At 61.5% G+C, this 19,767-nt stretch carries 19 protein-coding genes; 15 read left to right on the top strand and 4 right to left on the bottom strand.

Features of this window, described 5'->3' with window-relative positions:
* The first annotated feature begins 297 nt into the window (after positions 1-297).
* The 3 genes from AWB76_RS18850 to AWB76_RS18840 all read left to right on the top strand — a co-directional run bounded on the left by AWB76_RS18850 (position 298) and on the right by AWB76_RS18840 (position 6,021).
* Complete coding sequence (locus AWB76_RS18850) at positions 298-1,509, top strand: ParA family protein (protein ID WP_061161653.1); 1,212 nt, start codon at positions 298-300, stop codon at positions 1,507-1,509.
* Entirely contained in the window at positions 1,506-2,483 is a 978-nt protein-coding gene (locus AWB76_RS18845) for a ParB/RepB/Spo0J family partition protein (protein ID WP_061161652.1), read from the top strand. The genes AWB76_RS18850 and AWB76_RS18845 overlap by 4 nt, the downstream gene beginning before the upstream one ends.
* Before the next feature lie 1,567 nt (positions 2,484-4,050).
* Positions 4,051-6,021 (top strand): TonB-dependent receptor, encoded by a 1,971-nt coding sequence (locus tag AWB76_RS18840; RefSeq protein ID WP_096031327.1) that lies wholly within the window; start codon positions 4,051-4,053, stop codon positions 6,019-6,021.
* 15 nt (positions 6,022-6,036) lie between these two features.
* On the opposite strand, the gene AWB76_RS18835 is transcribed toward AWB76_RS18840, so the two are convergent.
* The gene (locus AWB76_RS18835; protein ID WP_061161650.1) at positions 6,037-6,510 is read right to left on the bottom strand and encodes a hypothetical protein; all 474 of its coding nucleotides are present in this window, start codon (positions 6,508-6,510) and stop codon (positions 6,037-6,039) included.
* Between the two features lie 52 nt (positions 6,511-6,562).
* Positions 6,563-7,006: a zinc-finger-containing protein gene (locus AWB76_RS18830; RefSeq protein WP_061161649.1), complete on the bottom strand. Its 444-nt coding sequence runs from the start codon at positions 7,004-7,006 to the stop codon at positions 6,563-6,565.
* Positions 7,007-7,366: 360 nt separating this feature from the next.
* On the opposite strand from AWB76_RS18830, the gene AWB76_RS18825 reads away from it, so the two are divergent.
* The 5 genes from AWB76_RS18825 to AWB76_RS18805 all read left to right on the top strand — a co-directional run bounded on the left by AWB76_RS18825 (position 7,367) and on the right by AWB76_RS18805 (position 10,922).
* Positions 7,367-7,636, top strand: coding sequence for a hypothetical protein (locus AWB76_RS18825; RefSeq protein WP_244173399.1), 270 nt, complete (start codon positions 7,367-7,369; stop codon positions 7,634-7,636).
* A gap of 358 nt (positions 7,637-7,994) precedes the next feature.
* A complete protein-coding gene (locus AWB76_RS18820) occupies positions 7,995-8,387 on the top strand; it encodes a hypothetical protein (protein WP_061161647.1) in 393 nt (130 codons plus the stop codon).
* A 20-nt stretch (positions 8,388-8,407) separates the two neighbouring features.
* Positions 8,408-8,800, top strand: a complete 393-nt coding sequence (locus AWB76_RS18815) for a c-type cytochrome (protein ID WP_244173398.1) — start codon at positions 8,408-8,410, stop codon at positions 8,798-8,800.
* Positions 8,801-8,832: 32 nt separating this feature from the next.
* Complete coding sequence (locus AWB76_RS18810) at positions 8,833-9,882, top strand: catalase (protein ID WP_061161645.1); 1,050 nt, start codon at positions 8,833-8,835, stop codon at positions 9,880-9,882.
* A 119-nt stretch (positions 9,883-10,001) separates the two neighbouring features.
* Positions 10,002-10,922 (top strand): AEC family transporter, encoded by a 921-nt coding sequence (locus AWB76_RS18805; RefSeq protein WP_061161644.1) that lies wholly within the window; start codon positions 10,002-10,004, stop codon positions 10,920-10,922.
* A gap of 6 nt (positions 10,923-10,928) precedes the next feature.
* On the opposite strand, the gene AWB76_RS18800 is transcribed toward AWB76_RS18805, so the two are convergent.
* Positions 10,929-11,894, bottom strand: a complete 966-nt coding sequence (locus AWB76_RS18800; RefSeq protein ID WP_061161643.1) for a LysR family transcriptional regulator — start codon at positions 11,892-11,894, stop codon at positions 10,929-10,931.
* Positions 11,895-11,924: 30 nt separating this feature from the next.
* Positions 11,925-12,770, bottom strand: a complete 846-nt coding sequence (locus AWB76_RS18795; protein ID WP_061161642.1) for an AraC family transcriptional regulator — start codon at positions 12,768-12,770, stop codon at positions 11,925-11,927.
* A gap of 336 nt (positions 12,771-13,106) precedes the next feature.
* On the opposite strand from AWB76_RS18795, the gene AWB76_RS18790 reads away from it, so the two are divergent.
* The 7 genes from AWB76_RS18790 (at position 13,107) to AWB76_RS18760 (ending at position 19,762) form a co-directional block, all read left to right on the top strand.
* Positions 13,107-13,958 carry a transporter gene (locus AWB76_RS18790; RefSeq protein ID WP_082864467.1) on the top strand — a complete coding sequence of 284 codons (852 nt, stop codon included), beginning with the start codon at positions 13,107-13,109 and terminating at the stop codon, positions 13,956-13,958.
* Positions 13,959-13,984: 26 nt separating this feature from the next.
* Positions 13,985-15,709 carry an FAD-dependent oxidoreductase gene (locus AWB76_RS18785; protein ID WP_061161726.1) on the top strand — a complete coding sequence of 575 codons (1,725 nt, stop codon included), beginning with the start codon at positions 13,985-13,987 and terminating at the stop codon, positions 15,707-15,709.
* Positions 15,706-16,083: a c-type cytochrome gene (locus tag AWB76_RS18780; protein ID WP_061161640.1), complete on the top strand. Its 378-nt coding sequence runs from the start codon at positions 15,706-15,708 to the stop codon at positions 16,081-16,083. Before AWB76_RS18785 ends, AWB76_RS18780 begins: the two co-directional genes overlap by 4 nt.
* 22 nt (positions 16,084-16,105) lie before the next feature.
* Positions 16,106-16,552, top strand: coding sequence for a nuclear transport factor 2 family protein (locus AWB76_RS18775; RefSeq protein ID WP_061161639.1), 447 nt, complete (start codon positions 16,106-16,108; stop codon positions 16,550-16,552).
* A 137-nt stretch (positions 16,553-16,689) separates the two neighbouring features.
* Positions 16,690-17,181, top strand: a complete 492-nt coding sequence (locus AWB76_RS18770; RefSeq protein ID WP_061161725.1) for a cupin domain-containing protein — start codon at positions 16,690-16,692, stop codon at positions 17,179-17,181.
* A 32-nt stretch (positions 17,182-17,213) separates the two neighbouring features.
* The gene (locus AWB76_RS18765) at positions 17,214-18,209 is read left to right on the top strand and encodes a hypothetical protein (protein ID WP_061161638.1); all 996 of its coding nucleotides are present in this window, start codon (positions 17,214-17,216) and stop codon (positions 18,207-18,209) included.
* An 89-nt stretch (positions 18,210-18,298) separates the two neighbouring features.
* Positions 18,299-19,762: an aldehyde dehydrogenase family protein gene (locus tag AWB76_RS18760; RefSeq protein WP_061161637.1), complete on the top strand. Its 1,464-nt coding sequence runs from the start codon at positions 18,299-18,301 to the stop codon at positions 19,760-19,762.
* Positions 19,763-19,767: the final 5 nt, after the last annotated feature.

The raw sequence follows: 19,767 nt of genomic DNA, 5'->3' as shown, positions 1-19,767 counted from the left end.
ATCTTCTAAGTGCTTGAATTTGCTTTATAAAATTTGATCTGTATGCGTGGCACAAAAACCGCCCTCGGGGTGGTTTTTGTGCTGAATGGCACGGCCGTCTCGTCGTTTAAAACGCTTAAGAAACGCGGCGGTTTCGGAACGCCCACGCGGCATTTTCTACAGCGCAAAAAACGTCGATAAATCAATCGGTTGTGAAATGAGTGATAGCCGGACGGTCAAAACTCTGCGCAGTACAACCTTGTTTACGCGTATTCGTGTATTCTGCGCTTCGACGTCAATACTTGGAGAAAGCGCAGAATGGCAAACGTAGGCACGCTACCTATGGAGAACCGGAAGGTCACGCTCCGCGAAGTCGCGGAATTCGCGGATAACCTCGAACCCTTCTCGGATAACCTTCGGGAACAGATCCTTGCCCCCCGCCCGCGCAAGCTGGCACCCTACTACACCATTAGTGAATTGGCCGAGATGTGCAATCTGACTCGGCAGCAGATTCAATATCTGGTGACTAAAGGCGAGGGTGGACTGCCAAGCGGCACACTCAATGGTAGCGGCCGCAGCCGTACGTTCACGCTGCCCGAAGTGCGGGTCTGGGTAAAGATGGCGTCTGATATTTACCAGACGCGCCTCGACGACAACGACGGGGCGTTCAGAGGGAAGGTTCTCACAACAGCTCAATTGAAGGGTGGCTCGGCGAAGACCACCACGACGGTTTGCCTCGCTCAGGCGCTGACACTTCTGGGCCGCAAGGTGCTGCTCGTCGATCTCGATCCGCAGGCTTCGGCATCGGAATTGTGCGGTCTCTATGCCGAGAAGGAAATCTCCGGCGACGATACTGTGCTGCCCTACATATACGACCAGAACGTCGAAGGCGGCCTCGGCGCGAGCGTGCAGTCGACCTACTGGGACGGCCTCGACATTATCCCCGGCCACACATTCCTGTATGGCGCCGAGTTCCTTCTCCCCGCTCGTCAAAAGACGATACAGGGATACCGGTTCTGGGCTGTCTTGCGCGAGGGACTCGAACCGCTGCGATCGCAGTACGACTACATTCTGATCGATACGTCGCCGTCACTCTCGTACATGAACTTGAACGCGCTGCTCGCCGCCGACGCACTCTTGATGCCGATGATTCCGGAGAATCTCGACTTCATTAGCTCGCTCGCATTTTGGCGGCTGTTCTCCGATGTCGCGGAGGACTTTCTTCCTTATGAGGAAGACAAGGTCTACGACTTCATTTCGATCCTGCTGTCAAAGGTTGATTACGGAAAGACGTCATCGGCGCCGGTGGTACGACAGTGGGCGCAAAGCGCGTATGGTCGTTGGCTCGATCCGTTCGAGATTCCGGCCAGTTCGGTGATGAGTGGCGGAGCGCTGTCCTTCTCGACTGCTCTCGATGTCGTCAGCACACATTCGACAGCGAAATCGCTGCAGCGGGTGCGACAGCCCATGATGCAATATGCCAAATGGCTGGATGATATGTTCGTCAAATCATGGAAGGAGTCGGCATGAGCAATAACATCCGAGAGCAGCTCATGGCCAAGACGGCCAACCTTCCGAAGCCTGCGGACTTCAAGGGCGAGAACAAAAAGGATAAAACGAACCGCGGTCCGCAGACGATGCCCGGCATCACGAGCGCATTGGCTGCCGCTCAACTTCGGATTCAAGAGCTCGAAGCTCGGGGTGTCGAGACGGAGATTCCTGTCGACGCCATCGTGCCGAACCCGTGGCAACCGCGTCGCCAATTTAACGAGACCAAGCTTGCGGAACTGGCGCGCTCGATTAATGAGGTTGGGTTGCTACAGGCGGTGACGGTTCGACGTGTCGGGGAATCGTTCCAACTGGTGGCTGGCGAGCGACGTTGGCGAGCGCACAAGCTGGTCAACAAGGCAACGGTTCGGTCGGTCGTTATCGATTGCACTGATCAGGACATGGCCGCGTTAGCGCTGATGGAAAACGTCACGCGCGACGATCTATCCGATTATGAAATCGCGATCGCGATTCGACGCGCTGAATCCGAGTTTCCTAATCGGACGCGGCTGGCAGAAGCGATGGGTATCACGCGAAGCGACCTTTATCGATTTCTCGCATACGACGCTCTCCCGGATTTTGTGAAGCGGGATCTGGATTTGAATCCTTCGGTGCTTGGTGCATCGTCGGCGCAGGATATCGTCAACGCGCTCAAGAAGAGCGGCGAACAGGGAATCAAGGCGTTTCAGGAATTGTGGCCGCTGGTTCTGTCGGGCGATCTTGTTCAAACGAAAGTGGCGGCGAGTCTGAGCGCTCAAGCGAGTCGCGGGGAGTCGGCGACGGATGCCGGAGGGCGGAGCATTCTCAAGATTTTTGCGGGGAAAGTGCAAGCGGGAAGCATCACGAAGGACGTCAAGGGGCTTACGTTCAAATTCAAGGCCGGCGTGATGACCGAGGAGCAAGAGAATCAACTTCGCGAGCATATAGGGAAGATGTTCTCTATTCGGTCCGAGTGACCTCCCTCAGCAACCCGCTCCGGCGGGTTTTTTTATGCCCGCGGTTTTTGGGTCCCTGTTTTGTCGGTCTGTCGGTGCGGATTGGGCCATGAGAAGAGTGTCCGAATTCGGACAGTGGCGTGACTGTCGAATCGTGGGGGCTCCAGGCGCGCCGGCGAGGCCGACAGCTAGTGTCCGAATTCGGACACTCCGATACGCGCGTTGGCTTCGAGCAAATCGACGTGTACTGGGCTGCTTCGTTGGACGTGCGCAAATCCTTCACTCCGAGTGTGCATCCGCCTCGCCTCGACGCGTTTTTTTCTGAGTTCCGAAGAAGCGACAAGACCGCAGAACGCCCTGCCGTGCGGTTTGGGCCCCGGCCCAGACACCGGTCCCCAAGTCTGAAGTCAACGAAACATACCTGCGCGCGGCAAGACCGCGATAACGCTTGGTCGTGAGGCCAGCAACTCGACGGCGGATAGTGTCCGAATTCGGACAGTGATGACAAAAACAGTGGACCAGCGCAAATGCAGGGGAGTTTCGATTCATCAACACTAACACCCGCGGCCAGTTCATCCAGCTGAATCTCAATCAGGAAAAGATCAACTCGAACACGCAGATGCATAAGGGACTTCGGCAGCTAATCGAGTTTGCGACCGGTCGACTGATCGACCGAAATCCTTACTGCGAATGGATCCTCCCCTGGAGGATGCAGGGTTCGTGCGTTGGGGGCGCATTTCAACCTCGCCGATAATCCCGCAGCAAGGCCCCACGAAACCAGTTTGGCGCAGAAGGGCTCGAGAAATGACGAAGCCGCCGGGGGCGACTGCAGCAAAACCAATTCATCGCACGATGCGCGAGCGGCTCTTTTTACCCAAACCCTAACCAGGACTTTCTCGGCCAAGAATGATGAATGGCGGCTGCCGCTGCGTGGGGATCTTTGAACACCGCCGCGAACTCGGTGCGAAAAACATTTAATCGACGGCGATGGAGTTCAGCATGAATGCCGCGGCAAAGCTGAATGGAGGTCTTATCCGTTGCTCGCAGGGATGACGATTATGAACTCCACAGTATGGATGTGCCGCCAAGCTTATTGGCGCGATGAAGGATTTCGGTACTTCATTGCCACACTGGCATCGGTATCAGCGTCAAATGAGAGCACATTCATCGTGAAACAATGCTGCAGATAATCTGCGACAATAAACCAATTTATTATCAATGACTTAATAGACATATAGCGAAAATGTTTCACGAAAAGCGGCTCATCGCACACTGGTAACGCTAAAGAGGACGAGCCGTACAGCTCCGATGACAAGTCTCGACTTCCCTCTGTAACGAACGATACACATTCCGTATCTGCATCAGCTTGCGCCGCGACTACCGTTTTGCAATGATACGTTATATCATTACCAGCAGAATCAGAATGCACATTTCCCGTGATCCGAAAAACAAGCAAGTATTGCAACGTTATAGCATCACATAAAATCACGTGACCCGACCCAAACCAACCGCCGTCGTACCCGCGTCCAGATTCCTCCCTTGGACCGCGCTTCTCCTCTCAACCCTTGCCCGAGCCCAATCTGAAACAATCCCCGACACCCCGATCCACCCGATATTCATCACCGCAAACCCACTCGGCTCCTACGCACTCGTCTCCCCGACGAGCACCCTCGACGGCAACGCGCTCGCACTACGACGCGCCGACTCTCTCGGCGAAACGCTCAACGGCCTCCCCGGCGTCTCGACCACAACCTACGGTCCGATGGTCGGACGCCCGATCATCCGCGGCATGGACGGCGACCGCATCCGTCTGTTGCAAAACGGCGTAGCCGCATATGACGCGTCGTCCCTGTCGTACGATCACGCCGTGCCGCAAGACATGATGTCCGTGGAACGCGTCGAAATCGTCCGGGGACCGGCCGCGTTGCTCTATGGCGGCAACGCCATCGGCGGGGTGGTGAGCACCATCGACAACCGCATTCCGCGCGAAGCGATCGAAGGCGTGTCCGGAGAAGTCGATGCCAGCTACGGCGGCGCCAACGACGCACGCGCCGGCGCCGCGCAGGTGGAGGGCGGCAACGGTCGATTCGCGTTTCACGTCGATGCCTTCGATCGCGAGACCAGCAATGAGCGCATCCCCGGCTTCGCGCATTCCGCCGCCCAACGTGCACTCGACGGCCCCGATCTTCCGCAGCCCTACGGCAGCATTCCGAACAGCGACGGCCGCTGGCATGGCGGCGCCATCGGCTCGTCGTATACGTGGGCGGATGGCTACGCGGGCGTGAGCTACAACGGTTACGAGGCGAACTATGGTTCCGTCGCCGAGGACGATGTCCGCCTGCGCATGCATCAGGATCACATCGCGGCGGCGTCGGAGATCCGGAATCTGCAAGGGCCGTTCAGCCAGTTGAAGATCGACTTCGCCTACACCGACTACGAGCACAAGGAGATCGACGACGGCGAAACCGGCACGACCTTCCGCAATCACGGCTACGAGGCGCGCATCGAAGCGCGGCACAGAAAGATCGGTCCGCTCGACGGCGCGATCGGCTTGCAACTCAGTCAGAACACGTTCTCGGCGCTCGGCGATGAAGCGCTCGTGCCGACATCGCAGACGACCAACGCGGCGCTTTTCGGACTGGAAGAGTGGAACGTGACGGACGCGCTGAAATTGAGCATCGGCGCACGCTACGAACATGTGAACATCGACCCGACGTCCGGCGGAGACGAAAAGTTTGCCGGCTCGCCGAAGCGCGACTTCAACGCGGGCAGCGTGTCCGCCGGCGCGCTCTTCAGGCTGAATCCCGTGTGGAGCCTGGCCGGCAACGTCGCGTACACCGAGCGCGCGCCCACGTACTACGAGCTCTACTCGAACGGCCCGCACGATGCGACCGGCCAGTACCTCATCGGCAATCCGGAAGCACAGAAGGAGAAAGCGATCTCGACGGATCTGTCGCTGCGCTTCGCGAGCGGCCCGAACAAGGCGAGCGCGGGCGTCTTCTACAGCCGCTTTCGCAACTATCTGACGGAGTTCAACACGGGCCGGCTCGTCGATGACGACGATGAACCCGTCGCGCCCGGCACCGGCGATGCGCTCAACGAAGCCGTCTACCGCGGCGTGCGCGCGGAGTTCTACGGCGTCGAACTGGACGGCACGTGGCGTGTTGTCGACACGGGCGCACAGCGGCTCGATGTCTCGTTCGTCGCGGACTACACGCACGCGCGCAATGTCGATACCGGCGAGGCGCTGCCGCGCATTTCGCCGTTGCGCGCGACGCTCGCGCTCGACTACGCGTACGGTCCCTACGGCGCGAGAACCGAGCTGATACACGCGTGGGCGCAACATCGCGTGCCGGAAAACGATCTGCCGACCGGAAGCTACACCACGCTCGGCGTCATCCTCACGTACAAGTTTCGCTACGGCTCGACGAACTGGCTCGCCTACGTGCGCGGCCAGAATCTGACGAACCAAGAAGTGCGCTACGCGAGTTCGGTCGTGCGAGATATCGCGCCGGAGGGCGGCCGCAGCGTGATGATCGGCTTGCGTACCGCCTTTTGACGACGAACGCGCGTGTCAGAGCGGCGCCGACTTGCGCGCGTGCATCGGCTGATACGGCTCGCCGGACTTGAAGCGCTCGAGCCGATCGCTTGCAACCGACAAAGCCGCGAACGATGCGCGCCGCAACTGATGATCGTAGAGCGACACGATCGCGGCGAGCCGTTCGAAGTCGTCCGCCGCGAGCGTCCACGTACCGGATGCGCGGCCGGCATCGAACACGGCGGCCATCGACTGATCCGCGCGAAGCAGCTCTTCGTGCGAGAAGTCGCCGTGTCCCGCTTCGGCGAGAAACTTCGCGAGATACATCGCCTCGGTGATGTGCTGCGCCGGCGCGATATCCGGCGCGCCCGAGCGCAACGCCGTCAGCGACATGTGCGCAGCGAGCGCGAGCTCGTCCGCCACTGCGCGCGGGATGGGAAGCAACTGCGCTTTGCTGAGCCGCGCGCGCGTCGCGTGGGGCGAGCGCTGAAAGGGAAGAGTGCGTGACATGCGAGGATCGATGGTTGACCTTCTTGGGTTAACGTTCATCGACCGCAGAATCTTAAGGGTGCCGCGTGCGTTCCTGTTCGAAATGTTCGACGACCGCAATCGCGCGCTCGCATTGATCGGCGTCCAGCGTGTGAATGCTGCACTTCTCCGGCTCGACGCCGATCGCCTGCGCGAGCCACTTCATTCCCTTCGAACGCGCCTCGAAAACATTGCAGCCGTCGCGCCGCACCTTGGCCTGCACGAGCGGTTCGAGTGCCGCATGCAATTGCACTTTCAGATCGCGCAAGCGGGCATCGGCCAGACGGCCCAGCGGCACGTTGCGTGTGCTGCGCGGAAAAATGCCGATCCACGCCTGACAATTGGCGCACGTCCACAGCGGGCCGTGGTCATCGCGGTACGGATAGGCTTCCTCGCCCGCGCGCGCGAGTGTCGCGGGCGCGCCGCAGTAATCGCAGTTCGGATGAGGCAGAGGTTTGACGGGGCGGCCGACGCGCATTGCAAGAAACTTCCGGGCGGGAAAGCCAATATATCAAACCCTTCGAGGACGCTACCGTCGAAAGCGCTTTGCATGGCGCGATATCGCAGACCGCTTAAGCAAACGCATTCACGAAGTTCCCGCCACGCGCGCCGGCAAAGGAATGCGTGGATCGGGAATTTACTTTTACGATCGGCGGTATACGGTAGGAGTGCGTGCTACCCGCTACGCGCTTTCGGAGCTTACAAGCCCCTGCCAAGTTCGATCAGAAGCCCGGAAGGTGCGTCGTCCCGCGCCATGACCGAGTCCCCGCATGCGTCTCGCAAGCTCGTCGCAAGCTTGCAGTCCTCAATCGATTCCCTGACTCAAGAGGTGATGGCGATGAGAGCAACTCTTCTATTGGCCGCATCGGCCGCCGGTGTCTTCGCGATGAGCGCCATCGCGCAAACGCAGGACATGCAGATGGCGCCGGCGCAAGGCAGCGCCGTGCAGCAAAGTACGCAGGACAGCAGCACGGCGACGAACGATTCCAGCTACGGCGGAGCGATGTCGACGAGCAAGTCCGGCAGCGCCTCGCGCGATGCCTGGACCGGCGGAACGATGCAGCTTTGCACGCCGGGCCTGAGCTGCAATATATATAGCGGCCAGTAGCGATGTGTCGAAGGCGGCGGGGACGCCTTCGACATTTCACTTCCTCTTCCCTCCGGCTGCCTTCCATTCACAGTCCTCCAATGGCGGGGTACTGTCCCTCCGAATGCGTGGTTTTTCCCGACGACCGTTCGTTCGATAGTAGTGGCCATCACAAGACGGCCACTCATCGGCCACGCGCGGCGATGGCGCCACGCGACAACTCCCTTCCGCGACGAAACGCCTGCGACGCGCGGCATGCGCGACGCTCGTGGTCGTCGGCGGGTCTTCTGGCTTCACATTCGTCGAGGCTTCGTTCGTTCTCTATGCATCAGCACATCTGCACAGCCGCCATTGCGCGGTCCGTAAGGAGGTACCCGAAATGAAATCCCATCAGACAAGCCGCGCGGCGTTCCTTGCGATCACGATACTGGCGTGCGCAAGCACCTTCGCCGCGACGAATGGAAACGATGCCGATGCGCGTCCCATCGCCGTCGACGGCGGCCCGCTCGCGCTCACGGTACAGACGCCATCGGGCGGAACGTCGCGCCTGATCTACGCCGACGATGACGGCTGGCGCCTCGACGATCGCGATGCAAACCTCAAGCCGACGCAGGCGCACATCACGCAGGCGTCGACGGAACCGCAAAAGGAGGCGTCCGCGAGCGAGCGGCCGATGACCGTCTTCATCGACGGCCCCACGGGATTCACCTATGTATGGATGCGCGATCAGGGATGGAAGTATGTCGGCCGGCTTTCCGGGCGCACGCGTTGAATCGCGGATCGAGGCAGATCGTGACGCGACGAGCGGTGCGCTTCGCGATCGCGGGCGTGTTCGGCGTGTCGTCGTCGGCGCATGCTCAGGCGCCCGCCGCAGCCGACGCTTCGCTGATCGACGGATGGCGCGCGGTGCGCATCGCCGACTGCGCGCGCTGCCACGGCAAGGATCATGAAGGACTCGCCGCGCCGTCGATCGTCGGCTTTGCACGCACACAAAGCCGTGAGCGCTTCATCGCCGCCATTCTCGACGGCAATCCGGAGCAGGGCATGCCTGCATATCGCGGCAATCCGCTGATCGAGAATCATATCGACGCGATTTATCGCTACTTCGCGGCACGCGCCGACGGCAGCGTCGCGGCGGGCGCGATGCCAGGTCGCGCGTCAGATACCGCAACTACACTTGAATAGCGCGCTGTCACTCGAAGCGCGAACGGAGGTTAATGGTGAACTCCAATCAATCAGTCAGCGACGGCACCGGCTGGTCCGACAAGCTCGACGATGCAGCTACGCTCGCGATGCTCGTCGCGGCAATCGGCGCGCAGCAGAAGAAGCTCGCCGCCAGCAGACACACGGGCCTGAACGGAGAGATCGATCGCGCGCAACATCAGAAGCAACTGCTCGGCGCATTGGGAACGATTCGGATTGCTAAGTATATTCCAGAGGCTGCACGGTTCGGCCCGTTCGCTGGCGGCCGCGCGACGTACCGCGTCGCGTGTCGCATTTCCAACGGGCAACCGTCTCCGCAGCCCGATACGGCGCCCGACGTTCGCGGCATCGCGCTCAAGTTCTTCACGAAGGAGGGCGTCGAAACCGATCTGCTGATGACGAACGAAGGCGGCCGCTCGCACGCCCGCGACGCGGCGCAGTTCATGGCGGTCGCCGATATCATCGCCGCGCTGCTGGCCGAGGGAACGGTGAGCGGCATCGCGCAGGGCTTTCGCGAGATGATGATGGCCAGGCTCGGACCAGTCGAAGGCGCGCGGATTCTGGCGATCCTCTTCAAGGAAACGAGAGTGCATCACGTCGCCAGCGTGGCGACGGAGCATTATTGGGGATCGGTCGTGCAACTGGGGCAGGCGGCGGTCAAATACTCGCTGCATCCGCATCCGTCGACGCCCGAGGGAACGAACGCCGAGCGCCACGGCGACAATTATCTGCGCGCCGATATTTTCAATCGTCTGGAGCAAGGCCCGGTCAAGTGGCAGCTCGGCGTGCAATTCTTCGTCGATGAAGCAACGACGCCCGTGAACGATGCATCCGTTGCATGGAAGTCGGACATGGTGATGATCGGTGAACTCGAACTCGATGCGCCGCCGTCCGCCGACGACGAAGCGCGCGTCGACCGGCTCGCGTTCAATCCGGCCAATGGCTTCGCGCCGCTCGGCATCACGCATGCACGCAAGGAAGTCTATGCGGCGAGCGCGGCGAATCGCGAAGGACGCGGTGTGCTGTCGAGCGACGAAGCGCGCGCGCTGCTCGGCGCGCGCTAGCGGCGTTCATCGCGCGGCTGCGCAAGATCGGGCGTCGCGCGACGATTTTCTCCGATAATGATGCGCATTCGGAAACGGGCGTGCCGCGCCCGTGCGCAGCATCGATATCGGAGCCGCCCATGCATCTTGCAGGCATGATTCTCCCGATCTTTGCCATCATCCTGACCGGATGGATCGCGCGCGTGTCGGGCTATATGCCGCACGCGCTGGCGCCGTCGCTGATGCGCTTCGCCTACTACGTCGCGATGCCCGCGCTCGTCTTTCTGACCATCGCCGACGAATCGCTTCGTTCGCTGCTCGAATGGCGCTTTCTCGCCGCGTTCGGCGGCGGCTCGATGATCTGTTTCGCGGCCGTGTTGCTCGTCGCGCGAATCGCGCGGGGCGCGAGTCTCGCATCGGCCGCGATGCTCGCTGCCGCCGTCGCGATGACCAACACCGGCTTCGTCGCGCTGCCGGTCCTGAAGACGCTCTACGGCAAGCCCGGCGTGCTCGCGGCGGCGGTCGCAACGGTGTTCGTCGGCGCGATCATGTTTCCGGTGCTCGTCGTGTTGATCGAGATCGGCCGGCTGGATGCATCGCGCAAGATCGACGTGATCGCGCTCATGCGCCAGATCGCGACCAATCCCGTCATTCTCGCGACGATTTGCGGACTGCTGTGGTCAGTGGCGGGATTCACGTTGCCGGCGCCGGTGGCGTCGTTTCTCACGATACTCGGCGAAGCGCTCACGCCATGCGCGCTCTTCGCAATCGGCCTCGACCTGACGCTCGATGAGTTGCGCGGACGCGTAAATATATATGCACTACTGACCGTTATAAAGCTCGCAGTCGTACCGCTCGTCGTGTATGCGCTGAGCCTCGCGGCGGGACTCGGTCATGACGCGACCATCGCGGCAGTCGTCTGCGCCGCTGTGCCGACCGCGAAAAGTGCTTACGTGCTGGCTTCGGAATACGACGTCGAGAAGGCCGTCGTCGGCGCAGTCATTTCGATGTCCACGCTCTTTTCAATCGTCACCTTGCTCGCGTGGCTCTACGTTCTGTAGCGGCGATTACACGTCGCCGAGTTCTTCATCGACGTTGCGCTCTTCGTCGTCGGGTGGCGATATGCCGAGCGCCTTGTCCCATTGCGGCTCGCTCAGATAACGTTCGCGCAGAAAATCGACGAACGCCTTCACCTTGGTCGTCGAACGATGCGAAGTCGGATACACGGCGGACAGCCACAACGGCGGCGCTGCATAATCGGGGAGCACGCGCACAAGGCGACGCTCGAGCAGATCGCTCGCGGCGACCATCGTCGGAAGATAGACGACGCCCGCGCCCGCACGCGCGAATTCGAGCAGCAGATGCACGCTGTTGGTCTTCAGCACGGCGTTGAGTGCGATTTCATAACACTCGTTGCCCTTCATGAGCGGCCAGTTGTCGCCCCACGGATAGTGCGCATAGCGTGCGAAATCGTGGCGCAGCAGATCGAGCGGCGTTTCGATGGCAGGCTCTTCCTTGAGATACGCGGGCGTCGCGCACAACACGCCGCGCACCGGAAAAAGCTTGCGTTCAACGAGCAGATTCGATGCGGGCGGATAGATCTGCAACGCGAGATCGAATCCTTCCTGCACGGGATCGATGACGCGATCGTTCACCGTCACGACGAACTCGATGCGCGGATGCGCCTCGCGAAACGCGATCAGCGCCTGCGAGAAATGCCCGAGCGCGAAGCCCGGCAGCACATGAACATTGAGCGTGCCGCAGAGCGATTGCGTTTCGGGAATCGCGCGTCCGGACAACTCGTTGACTTTCGCGACGAGCATCAGGCAATCCTGATAGTAAGACTCGCCGACTTCGGAGAGACGCACCGCGCGCGTCGAGCGATGAAATAGCGCAACGCCGAAGTGCTCTTCCAGTTGCTTCACGCGCGACGTGACCACCGACTTCGCCACACCGAGTTGCCGCGCCGCGCTCGCGAAACTCTGCGCTTCGGCTGCGCGAACGAAGGCCTCCATCGACATGAACAGGTCCATGTTTCCTCCTGATTCGTGCGTTCTCGCGCGTCAGACCGCACCGTTGCGATAGCGCAGCGGTGTCGTGCCGAGCCGTTCGGAAAAGAGCGCGGTCATGTGTTGCTGCGATGAGAATCCGCACGCGGCGGCGACATCGGCGAGCGGTGCGTCGTCCGAACGCAGCATGCGCGCCGCGGCGCCGATGCGCTTCTCCAGCACGTAACGATAGAGCGAATGACCCGTGCGTGCCTTCACGCCATCGAAGACGGCGCGCACGGGCAGAGCGAGTTCCGCGGCGATATCCGCGCACGAAAGGCTCTGGTCGATGTTGTCGGCGACATAGGCTTCGAGCGTCGCGAAACCGGCGTCCGTCAGCGCGGATTTGCGCTCGCGCGTCGTGCGTTCGAGATGGCGCGTCGTTTCGATCCACGCGAGCGTCGCGACGCATTGCATCTCCCACGGATCGACCTTGTTCGCTTCGCGTTGCGCCTTCTGACGCGCATAGCGCACGAGATGACGGATCGAATCGGCGTCGAGATTGCTGCGGCTGCCCGCGCGGCGCAACGGTTCCGCGTTGCGATCGGCGATGCGGCTCACGAACGCGTCCGCATATCGAAACGCGATGAAGCCATGCCGCACGTCGTGGGCATCGATGCGCATGCTGCCGCCGCGCGGATGATACGCGGCCGTTTCCGCGCGAAACGTGAAAGGCGCGGCGGGGCCGTCGTCGTAGCGCGTGTCGGAGACGATCGTGCCGAGCAGAAGGCAGATCATGTCCGACGAATTGCTCAGTTCCAGCGAATAAGGGCGCGGACCCGAGATGCAGTATTCGAGCCCGGGGACGCCGGCAACCGCGCTGAAGCGGTCGATCCGGGCGGGCGCGGCGGTGGCGCTCATGATCGTGTCTCCATTGTCTGCGCGGCTTGGTACCGGAGCATCGGATGCCGCTGTTCACGCGAGTATAGATGCGCGCACGAAACCCCTGCACGCACGATGGGTCGCCATTCGCGAACGCTGCGTGCGTGCTTTGGCCTCGGTATTAACCCGTATTCGCGGGCAATGCGCCCGGATTCTGTCATCCGCAAAACCTGAAAGACCCGCGCGCCGTGTCTCTCTTAACGTTCGCCCATACGACACGAACGACCGGAGACGACGATGCACACGCGGCACCCGAAACAAACGATACGACGACGTCACGCATTCGCGCTCGCCATGCTGGGCGCAACGTGTTCGATGGCTCACGCCTCGGGCATTCCTTTCGCGACCGATCGCCCGCAAACCTGGCAGTTCAGCAGCGACTTCGAAGGCACTTACGATTCCTTCGGCCAGAACCTCGAGTGGAATCACGACAACCGCGCTTTCGATTCGCACGGCAATCAGGTCGCGGGACCGGGCACGAATACGTTCGTCGGACTGTCGACGTTCATCCATTACTGGAAGGTGCCGTCGCTGCCGCATGTCGGCTTCAACGCGAGCATCACGCTGCCCGCGATCCGCACGCAAGGCTCGCAGTTCTCGGCGAGCGGCATCGGCGATCCGCTCGTCGGCGGGCTCGTCTGGTACAACCCCGCGCCCGCGACGACGCTCGGTTTCCAGGCGTACGTGCAAGTGCCTGTCGGGCAGAATGCGGTATCGACGAATACGTGGTCCTTCTGGCCTTCCGTCTTCTATGACGACTGGTACGGACACCTTAACGTCGATCTTCTGCTTGGCGGCATTCTGCGCGGACGCACATTGCGCTCGGGTCAGGACGATCTGAGTCCGGGCAACACATTCCATCTGAATCTGCGCGTCGGTTACAGCATCTCGCCGCCCGACAGTCCCTTCGCGATTCCTTTCGTCGGCCTCGATTACCAGACGAGCGGCGGAACGTTCAATCAGACCGCATCGATACCGGTCGCGAACAGCGCGAGCCGCGAAACGACCGTAGGACTCGGCGTGTTGTTCCAGTTCAAGCCGAACAGCCTGCCATTCCTGCACCAGAAGATGTACGACCAGCTTTCCATCCAGTACCAGCACTCGGTTTCGGGGCGCAACACCACGCTTACCAACGGGATTCTCGTGCAGGCGTGGCACTACTGGTGAGCACATTCAAAACGACGGAGACGAACATGAGTGAGACGAACAAGCTTCCTGCCGCATCGCGGCGTACCTTCATCAAGGCGGCGGGCGCCGGCACTGCGGCCGCCGCGTTCGGCGCGGTGTCCTTGACGGCGCGTGCCGCGAGCGATGTGAAATTCGACGCGGAATACGACGTCGTCGTATGCGGCGGTGGCGGCGGCGGTCTGCCGTGCGCGCTATTTTCGCGCTGGCTGGGAAACCGCGTGGCGATACTGGAGAAGGCGGGCAGCGTCGGCGGCACGGCGGCGAAAGCGGCTTTCTGGTACTGGGTTCCGAACAACGAGCCGATGCGTCGCGCGGGCATCGCCGATCCGAAGCCCGATTACATGCGCTATGTCGCGCGACTGTCGCGGCCCGAGCAATACGATCCGTCGCTGCCGAAGCTCGGTCTGTCCGACTGGGAGTACGAGATGTGCGAGGCGATCTACGACAGCGCATCGCCGGCGGCGGAGTTGCTCGCGAGCAAGGGCGCGCTGCCGTACCGGCATGAAGGCGCGGTGCCGGATTACTGGGCCGAGCTTCCCGAAGACAAGGCGCCGCGCGGTCGCGTGCTGTTCCCGAAGGACGGCTTGCCGAGCATGTCCGATGGCGGGCGCGTCGCGATCCGCACGATGAGCGCGGCGGCACGGCGCGATGGCATCGACATCAAGACGGGTTATCGCGTGCAGAAAGTGCTCGTCGATGAATCGGGCGCGGTGATCGGCGTCGAATCGCTGACGGAAGAGGGCACGCTGTATCGCGTGCGCGCGAAGAAGGCGGTGATCTTCGCGACCGGCGGCTTCACGCACGATCCGGAATTGCGCAAGAACTTCCTGCACGGCGCGGTCTATGGCGGCTGTGCAGCGCCGACCAACGAAGGCGACTTCGTGCGCATCTCCAGCGCGCTCGACGTTCAATTGCGCAACATGAACTATTCGTGGATGGCGCCGATCTCGCTCGACAAGGCTATCGCGAAGGACGGCTCCCTCTCCGGCATCTTCACGCCGACCGGCGACTCGATGCTCTACGTGAACAAGTACGGCAAGCGCGTCGTCAACGAAAAGCTCGCGTACAACGAGGTCTGCGCGACGTTCTCGCAATGGGACGGCGCGAAGGGCGAGTATCCGAACCTCACACTCATTTCGATCTGGGATCAGCAGGCACAGGACCATTGCGCGAGCGACGACTACGGCAGCCTCATCGTGCCGAAGGGATCGAATGATCGGCACATGTTGCGCGGCAATACGCTCGCGGAACTGGCAAGCGCGATCCGCGAGCGCATGGCGAAGTACAAGAGCGCGCTCGGCGGCGCCGATCTCTCGGACGATTTCGTGCGCAATCTCGACGCGACGATCAAACGCTTCAACGGCTTCGCGAAGGCCGGCGTGGATCAGGACTTTCATCGCGGCGAGCGCATCGTCGAGAAGCTGTTCAACGGGCCGGTATCGAAGAAAGCGGATCAGAAGAACGAGACGATGTATCCGCTCGCAGCGAAAGGGCCGTACTACGCGGCGCTGATCGTCGCGGGCAATCTCGATACCAAAGGCGGCCCGAAAACCAATTCGCACGGGCAGGTGCTCGATACGCGCGGCGAGCCGATCAAGGGCTTGTACGGCGTAGGCAATTGCGTGGCGTCGGCGTCCGCGCGCGCATACTGGGCGGGCGGCGGCACGCTCGGGCCGATCATCGCGTTCGCGTACCGCGCCGCGCAGTCCGCCAATGGAGGTCAATCATGATTCGGATAACGAACTTAATTGCGATACTCGCGCTCGCAAGCACGACGGGCCATGCGCAACAAGACCCTGTCGCAATCGGCAAGAAGCTCACGACGAACAACTGCGCCGTGTGCCACACCTTCGGCAAAGGCGAGCCGAACGGGCAAGGACCGAATCTCTTCGGGATTATCGGCAAGCCGATGGCATCGGAGCCGGGCTTCAAGTATTCGGCGGGCATGAAGGCGGCCGCGTCGGGCAAGGTCTGGGACGAAAAGCTGCTCGACGCCTGGCTCACCGACACGCAATCCGTCGCGCCCGGCAACGCGATGACCTATTTCGAAGGCGACGAAGCTCGGCGGCAAAAGATCATTGCTTATCTGCGCACGCTGCATTGAACCCACATCAGGAGACGAGAGCATGAACCCCATCACCATGACCGACGAACAGCGCAAGATCATCGCGCTGGAATATCTGCGCAGGCTCGATCGCGGCGCAGCATTTTTCGATCTCTTCGACGACAACGCCGAAGTCTATTTTCCCAAGTGGGGCATCGCGACAGGCCGCGCGGCCTTCGAGAGGCTCTTCGCGGATCTCGGCTCGATCGTCGCGAAGTTCAAGCACGATCTCGCGTATCTGAACGTGATTCAGCAGGGCGATACGGTAGTCGTCGAAGGCACGAGCCACGGCACGACGCAAGGCGGCGTCGACTGGCGCGCGGGCGTCACGCACGCGGGCCGCTGGACCGATGTCTTCGAAATTCGCGACTTCAAGATCCAGCGCTGCTTCATCTATCTCGACCCCGACTACGAAGGCGCGGACACGCAGCGTTACCCGTGGCTCGCGGAGAAAAATGCGCAAAAGTAAGTACTTTCCCTAGGGTTGCGATCGAGCACGCATCGTTCGGCAAACGCGAACCTCGATTCATTGCCTCGCGGCGCGCGCAGCCCTAATCTTGATTCCACCGCGACACCGCGAACGTGAACGCAGACATGGAGACAGACATGCAACAGACCCAACTCGGCAGCCTCGACAGCTATCGCAAAGGCAGCATCGAAATCATCAAGGGGCAAGCCTCGCATTACGTGATGTCCAACGTGTTCGAAGTGGCGAGCCACTCCGCACCGTATGAAAAAGTGGTCGTCGGCAAGAACCTCAAGTACGTGATCGAAACGCTGCGCGCGGAAGGCGTGTCGCCGTGGTTCACGGCATCGCACGATGAGTTCGTCGTCGCGCTCGATGGCGAAATCGATGTGCACTTCATCAAGCCTTCCGATGGTGCGCTCGTGAACGCCGACACCGAAGGCACCGTGAAGCTCGAAGGCGAGCCTTCGGGCCAGAAGATGGGCTTCGTGCGCTTGCGTCGCGGTCATCAGGCGCTGCTGCCTGCGGGCGCGGCGTACCGCTTCGAAGCGAGAAAGACCGGCGTGCTGCTCGTGCAGACGATTGCTGGCGCCGAATCGGTCGAGAAGTGGGCCGACATCTGCATTCAGTGAATCCCAACTCTCATCTTTCGGAGCACAGCATCATGGATCAAACCGTCTTTCTGCAAAGCGTCGTCGCGACCGACCCCGATGCGACCACCGGCTATCGCACGTTCAAGCTCGGCGATTTCGAATTCAGCCGCGACGCGTATTTCGTCACCGTGAAGTGGCCGGCGCAGGGACAGACGCGCTCGCATCAGATGCATGCCGACGACTTCCTGCGCGCGATGATGCGCGATGTTGCATGGGGCTTCTTCTACGGCTGGGTCAATTTCGACGAAGTGATCGGCACGCGCAATCACTACGGCAAGGTCGACATGTATGCCGGCGCATATAACGCGAGCTTCCGCGACGCAGGCGTCGACTACACGCAGCAGTTTGAAACGCCGATCATCATGGCGACCTTCAAGGCGATCCTGAAGGACTGGGTCAACGAAGGCTTCGATCCGTTCGCGGCGCCCGAGGAAACCGGCTCGGCATTCGGCGCGAAGCATGGCGACAATATCGCCGCGATCGATCGCACGCGCATCGCGACGAAGCGCATGCCGGGCCTCGAAGGCGATTCGCCGTTGCGCGATGACTTCCCCGTGAATCGACAGTTCGCGGATGTATCGCAGGACGAGCCGGAAATTCACGCCGAGCCTGGATTCGAAGGGCAATTGCACGCGTTCAGCCTCTTCAAGTATCTCTCGCGCTCGGACGTGACGTGGAATCCGTCGGTCACGTCCGTGTGCAAGCAAAGTCTCTTTTGCCCGACGACCGAGGAATTCGTGCTGCCGGTCTTTCATGGCAACGATCGCGTCGAGTGGTTCCTGCAATTGTCGGATCAGATCATCTGGGATGTCGCCGACAAGGACACGGGCGAGCCGCGCGCGCGCATCACGATGAACGCCGGCGATATCGCCGCGATGCCCGCCGACATCCGTCACAAGGGCTATTCGCAGAAGCGCTCGATGCTGCTCGTGTGGGAGAACGCAACGCCCGATCTGCCCAAGCGCTATGAAAGCGGCGAACTGCCGCCGTATCCGGTCGCGTTCTAAGCCCTTCACGTTCCGATGCCTCACGACGGCGCCTTGAAAAAAGGCGTCGCGGGAAACGCTTCGTCTTCAATCTTCGATACGAGCAAGACATGCAAACGCAACTCTTCATCGATGGCCGCTTCGTGCCCGCGCTTTCCGGCGCAACGCTCGCGACCCTGAATCCGCACGACAACAGCGAGATCGCGCAAGTCGCGATGGCTGGCCGCGAGGACGTCGACCGCGCGGTTCAAGCTGCAAAGAAAGCGTTCCCGGCGTGGAGCGCGATGGCGGCGGCGGATCGCGGACGCCTGCTGCTGAAACTCGCCGATGCGATCGAAGCCAACGCCGACGAACTCGCGCGCCTCGAATCGATGGACACGGGCCACCCGATCCGCGATACGCGCAATCTCGACGTGCCGCGCACCGCTGCGACGTTCCGCTATTTCGGCGGCATGGCCGACAAGTTCGAAGGCTCGGTGATTCCAGTCGAAGCGGGCTTTCTCAACTATCTGACGCGCGAGCCGGTGGGTATCGTCGGACAAGTGGTGCCGTGGAATTTTCCGCTGATGTTCACGAGCTGGAAGATGGCGCCCGCGCTCGCGGCGGGCAATTGTGTCGTGATGAAGCCAGCGGAACTCACGCCGTTGTCGAGTCTCGCGATTGCCCAGCTGATGGCTGAAGTCGGCTTTCCGGCGGGCGTCGTGAACGTGTTGCCGGGCTTGGGTCACGTCGCGGGTCAATACATCGCGGAGCATCCGGAGATCGGCAAGGTCGCGTTCACCGGATCGACGGCAGTGGGCCGCAAGATCGTGCAGGCATCGAGCGGCAATCTGAAGAAGGTGCAACTCGAACTCGGCGGCAAGGGCGCGAACGTCGTATTCGCCGATGCGAATCTCGATGCCGTCGTGCAAGGCTCCGCGTTCGGCATCTTCCATAATCAGGGGCAGGCATGCATTGCGGCATCGCGTCTGATCGTGCACGAATCCATCGCGGATGATCTGCTCGAACGCTTCACGTCGCTCGCGCGGTCGATCCGCATCGGCGATCCGCTCGATCCGTCGACGGAAATGGGGCCGCTCACATCGCAGATGCATCGTGATCGCGTGCTGTCGTATGTCGATATCGCGCGCGAGCAAGGCGGGCGCGTGCTCGCGGGCGGCAAGTCGCCGGACGCCGCCGCGCTCGCGAACGGATGCTATGTCGAGCCGACCATCGTGCAGGCGAAGCCGACGGATCGCGTCGCGCAGGAAGAAGTGTTCGGCCCGTTCGTGACCGTCAGCACGTTCAAGTCGGATGAAGAAGGGCTCGCTATCGCCAACGGCACCGAATACGGCCTCGGCGCGGGACTCTGGACGCGCGATCTGCAACGCGCACATCTCTTCGCGCGGCAACTGAAGAGCGGCATGGTGTGGATCAACTGCTACAAGCGCGTGAGTCCGGGATCGCCCTTCGGTGGCGTGGGCGCGAGCGGATATGGACGCGAGATGGGCTTCGAAGTGATGCGCGAATATACTCAGGCGAAGTCGGTGTGGGTGAATGTCGACGCCAACATTCCGCCTTACTATCCACGTTGAACACG

Source organism: Caballeronia temeraria, from assembly GCF_001544795.2.
Classification (GTDB): Bacteria; Pseudomonadota; Gammaproteobacteria; order Burkholderiales; family Burkholderiaceae; genus Caballeronia; species Caballeronia temeraria.
This window is presented reverse-complemented; position numbering and strand designations above follow the sequence as displayed.

Excerpts from the sequence above, each read along its gene's own strand:
- AWB76_RS18765 (WP_061161638.1), top strand. The coding sequence starts at position 17,214 with ATGGATCAAACCGTCTTTCTGCAAAGCGTCGTCGCGACCGACCCCGAT.
- AWB76_RS18810 (WP_061161645.1), top strand. The coding sequence starts at position 8,833 with ATGGTGAACTCCAATCAATCAGTCAGCGACGGCACCGGCTGGTCCGAC.
- AWB76_RS18775 (WP_061161639.1), top strand. The coding sequence starts at position 16,106 with ATGAACCCCATCACCATGACCGACGAACAGCGCAAGATCATCGCGCTG.
- AWB76_RS18800 (WP_061161643.1), bottom strand. The coding sequence starts at position 11,894 with ATGGACCTGTTCATGTCGATGGAGGCCTTCGTTCGCGCAGCCGAAGCG.
- AWB76_RS18850 (WP_061161653.1), top strand. The coding sequence starts at position 298 with ATGGCAAACGTAGGCACGCTACCTATGGAGAACCGGAAGGTCACGCTC.
- AWB76_RS18795 (WP_061161642.1), bottom strand. The coding sequence starts at position 12,770 with ATGAGCGCCACCGCCGCGCCCGCCCGGATCGACCGCTTCAGCGCGGTT.
- AWB76_RS18845 (WP_061161652.1), top strand. The coding sequence starts at position 1,506 with ATGAGCAATAACATCCGAGAGCAGCTCATGGCCAAGACGGCCAACCTT.
- AWB76_RS18825 (WP_244173399.1), top strand. The coding sequence starts at position 7,367 with ATGAGAGCAACTCTTCTATTGGCCGCATCGGCCGCCGGTGTCTTCGCG.
- AWB76_RS18820 (WP_061161647.1), top strand. The coding sequence starts at position 7,995 with ATGAAATCCCATCAGACAAGCCGCGCGGCGTTCCTTGCGATCACGATA.
- AWB76_RS18835 (WP_061161650.1), bottom strand. The coding sequence starts at position 6,510 with ATGTCACGCACTCTTCCCTTTCAGCGCTCGCCCCACGCGACGCGCGCG.
- AWB76_RS18770 (WP_061161725.1), top strand. The coding sequence starts at position 16,690 with ATGCAACAGACCCAACTCGGCAGCCTCGACAGCTATCGCAAAGGCAGC.
- AWB76_RS18805 (WP_061161644.1), top strand. The coding sequence starts at position 10,002 with ATGCATCTTGCAGGCATGATTCTCCCGATCTTTGCCATCATCCTGACC.
- AWB76_RS18790 (WP_082864467.1), top strand. The coding sequence starts at position 13,107 with ATGGCTCACGCCTCGGGCATTCCTTTCGCGACCGATCGCCCGCAAACC.
- AWB76_RS18760 (WP_061161637.1), top strand. The coding sequence starts at position 18,299 with ATGCAAACGCAACTCTTCATCGATGGCCGCTTCGTGCCCGCGCTTTCC.
- AWB76_RS18785 (WP_061161726.1), top strand. The coding sequence starts at position 13,985 with ATGAGTGAGACGAACAAGCTTCCTGCCGCATCGCGGCGTACCTTCATC.
- AWB76_RS18830 (WP_061161649.1), bottom strand. The coding sequence starts at position 7,006 with ATGCGCGTCGGCCGCCCCGTCAAACCTCTGCCTCATCCGAACTGCGAT.
- AWB76_RS18780 (WP_061161640.1), top strand. The coding sequence starts at position 15,706 with ATGATTCGGATAACGAACTTAATTGCGATACTCGCGCTCGCAAGCACG.